At 60.3% G+C, this 3,229-nt stretch carries 4 protein-coding genes and 1 pseudogene; all 5 read left to right on the top strand.

The window, feature by feature from the left end:
* Positions 1 to 87, top strand: an 87-nt coding sequence (locus tag AC1DLB_RS26000; RefSeq protein ID WP_477785911.1) for a FimV/HubP family polar landmark protein, incomplete at its 5' end; no start/stop codon positions are given.
* 196 nt (positions 88 to 283) lie between these two features.
* Positions 284 to 1,108: a tRNA pseudouridine(38-40) synthase TruA gene (gene truA, locus AC1DLB_RS25995; protein ID WP_018928093.1), complete on the top strand. Its 825-nt coding sequence runs from the start codon at positions 284 to 286 to the stop codon at positions 1,106 to 1,108.
* Between the two features lie 63 nt (positions 1,109 to 1,171).
* Positions 1,172 to 1,804 (top strand): phosphoribosylanthranilate isomerase, encoded by a 633-nt coding sequence (locus AC1DLB_RS25990; RefSeq protein WP_477785910.1) that lies wholly within the window; start codon positions 1,172 to 1,174, stop codon positions 1,802 to 1,804.
* 212 nt (positions 1,805 to 2,016) lie between these two features.
* The gene (gene accD, locus AC1DLB_RS25985; protein WP_007935172.1) at positions 2,017 to 2,937 is read left to right on the top strand and encodes an acetyl-CoA carboxylase, carboxyltransferase subunit beta; all 921 of its coding nucleotides are present in this window, start codon (positions 2,017 to 2,019) and stop codon (positions 2,935 to 2,937) included.
* Positions 2,934 to 3,229: pseudogene (locus AC1DLB_RS25980) on the top strand (hypothetical protein); the annotation flags it as partial. The gene accD and the pseudogene AC1DLB_RS25980, both read left to right, overlap by 4 nt.

The raw sequence follows: 3,229 nt of genomic DNA, 5'->3' as shown, positions 1-3,229 counted from the left end.
GCTCGGGACATCCTCAATGAGGTGGTGACCGAGGGCGATGCGGGGCAGAAGAGCGAAGCCAAGGAAATGCTCTCGCGTCTGGCGTGAATCGTCGGTAAGGCTTAAACAAAACGGCAGCCCATCCAGGCTGCCGTTTTTGTTTGGGGGGTGCGATGGGGTTGGTACATTCAACGCCGTGTCACAGTTACACTGGCATCCCGGTCCGGCGGCCTTATAATGCCTGCCTTTGCGTAGATCAGCAGGCTGTCACCCCTTGGCAAATATAGATAATCCGGCCGCCGAAATGGCGGCCGACGGCTTTTTCCGGATCGCGTTGGGCGTTGAATACAAAGGTTCGCGTTATCGCGGCTGGCAACGTCAGGCCTCCGGTGTGGACACGGTGCAGGAGCTTCTTGAAAAGGCCTTGTCCAAAGTCGCCGACTCACCCGTGTCGCTGCATTGCGCCGGGCGCACCGACGCCGGTGTGCATGCTTGCGGCCAAGTGGTGCATTTCGACACCCAGGTTGAGCGCTCGATGAAGGCCTGGGTCATGGGTGCCAACATCAACTTGCCGCACGACATCAGCGTCAGCTGGGCCAAGGTCATGCCGGCGCATTTCCATGCGCGGTTCAAAGCCATCGCCCGGCGCTATCGCTACGTGATCTACAACGATCAGATCCGCCCGGCGCACCTGAACGAAGAAATCACCTGGAACCACCGCCCGCTGGACGTTGAGCGCATGTCCGAGGCCGCCCAGTATCTGGTCGGCACCCACGACTTCAGTGCTTTCCGCGCCGGCCAGTGCCAGGCCAAGTCGCCGATCAAGGAGCTGCATCACCTGCGCGTTACCCGCCATGGCAAAATGATCGTGCTGGATATCCGTGCCAGTGCGTTCCTGCACCACATGGTGCGCAACATCGCAGGCGTTTTGATGACTATCGGTGCTGGCGAGCGTCCCGTGGAGTGGATGAAAGAGGTGCTGGAGAGTCGCATTCGCCGTTCCGGTGGGGTGACGGCTCATCCGTTTGGCCTGTATCTGGTGCAAGTCGAGTATCGCGACGAGTTCGAATTGCCCGAGCGTTACATCGGCCCACACTTCCTCACCGGCTTCTCGGAACTTGACGGCTGACGCCTTCGAACGCTTTTGATACCATCCGGGACTTTCCCGCAGTTGCCCTGAGGTTCTATCGACATGTCGGCCGTTCGCAGCAAAATTTGTGGGATTACCCGCATAGAGGATGCGTTGGCGGCGGTTGAGGCCRGGGCCGATGCCATCGGATTTGTGTTCTACGCCAAAAGCCCGCGGGCGGTGACGTTCCAGCAGGCGAGGGCGATCATCAAGGCCTTGCCGCCGTTCGTGACCACCGTGGGTTTGTTCGTCAACGCCAGCCGTTGCGAGTTGGGGGAAATCCTCGACGCCGTGCCACTGGACCTGTTGCAGTTCCATGGCGACGAAACCGCCGCTGATTGCGAAGGCTGGCACCGACCGTACATCAAGGCATTGCGGGTCAAGGCCGGTGATGACATCGCGGCAGCTTGTGACGCATACCCAAGTGCCAGCGGTATTTTGCTCGACGCCTATGTCGAAGGTGTTCCTGGTGGAACCGGTGAAGCCTTCGACTGGTCACTGATACCGCAAGGCTTGAGCAAGCCGATCATCCTGGCGGGTGGCTTGACGCCAGATAACGTCGCCGAGGCGATTGCCCGGGTTCGGCCTTACGCGGTGGACGTCAGCGGAGGGGTAGAGGCGAGCAAGGGCATCAAGGATCACGCAAAGATTCAGGCATTCATCAAAGCGGTACGCGGTAGCACGTCGTTGATGTGACGGCTGGCAGACTGCCGCCGTCCACTGCTCTGTACAAAAGAGGTGCACCTGCACAAAGCAGGCATGGCTGAGAATTTTTGGGTCGTACGCAGGTCAGCGTCTCGCTGACCCGGCAATCCATCGATCATCGCTACACATATGAATTTAGCTCAAGGGCATACGCGGGGCTGCGAACCAGAGCGTTCGGGCCGCCGGTACTGGAGAAAGAAAGCATGAGCAACTGGTTAGTAGACAAACTGATCCCTTCGATCATGCGTTCCGAGGTCAAGAAGAGCTCGGTGCCTGAAGGTCTGTGGCACAAATGCCCGTCTTGCGAGGCGGTGCTGTATCGTCCGGAGCTGGAAAAGACCCTGGACGTTTGCCCCAAGTGCAACCACCACATGCGTATCGGCGCACGCGCGCGCATCGACATCTTCCTCGACGCTGAAGGTCGTGCCGAACTGGGCGCGGACCTGGAGCCAGTTGACCGTCTGAAATTCCGTGACGGCAAGAAGTACAAGGATCGCCTGACCGCTGCACAAAAGCAGACCGGCGAAAAAGACGCACTGATCTCCATGAGCGGCACCTTGCTGGGCATGCCGGTCGTGGTGTCGGCTTTCGAATTCTCCTTCATGGGTGGCTCGATGGGTGCCATCGTCGGTGAGCGCTTTGTGCGCGCCGCCAACTATGCCCTGGAAAACCGTTGCCCGATGATCTGCTTCTCCGCTTCCGGCGGTGCGCGGATGCAGGAAGCGCTGATCTCCCTGATGCAAATGGCCAAGACCTCCGCGGTGCTGGCACGTCTGCGCGAAGAAGGCATTCCGTTCATCTCGGTGCTGACCGACCCGGTCTACGGCGGTGTTTCCGCCAGTCTGGCGATGCTCGGCGACGTGATCGTCGGTGAGCCGAAAGCCCTGATCGGTTTCGCCGGTCCGCGCGTGATCGAACAAACCGTTCGCGAAAAACTGCCGGAAGGCTTCCAGCGCAGCGAGTTCCTGCTGGAGCACGGCGCGATCGACATGATCATCCCTCGTCAGGAGCTGCGTCCGCGTCTGGGCAACCTGTTGGCGCAACTGACCGGCAAGCCGACGCCTAAATTCGTCGCTGCGCCAGTCGAGCCGATCGTGGTCCCACCGGTACCTGCGAACCTATGATCGAGCGCACCCTTGGCGAGTGGCTCGCCTACCTTGAACAGTTGCATCCTTCGGCCATCGACATGGGGTTGGAGCGTTCGCAGCAGGTAGCGTCCCGCATGGGGCTGGGCAAGCCGGCGCCTCGGGTGATCACGGTCACCGGCACCAACGGCAAAGGGTCTACCTGCGCATTCGTGGCTTCATTGCTGCGGTCGCAGGGCCTGAACGTGGGTGTCTACAATTCTCCGCACCTGCTGCGTTACAACGAGCGGGTGCAGGTCACCTGCTGCGTTACAACGAGCGGGTGCAGGTC

The sequence above is a fragment of the Pseudomonas sp. 05N434 genome, assembly GCF_056396965.1.
This window is presented reverse-complemented; position numbering and strand designations above follow the sequence as displayed.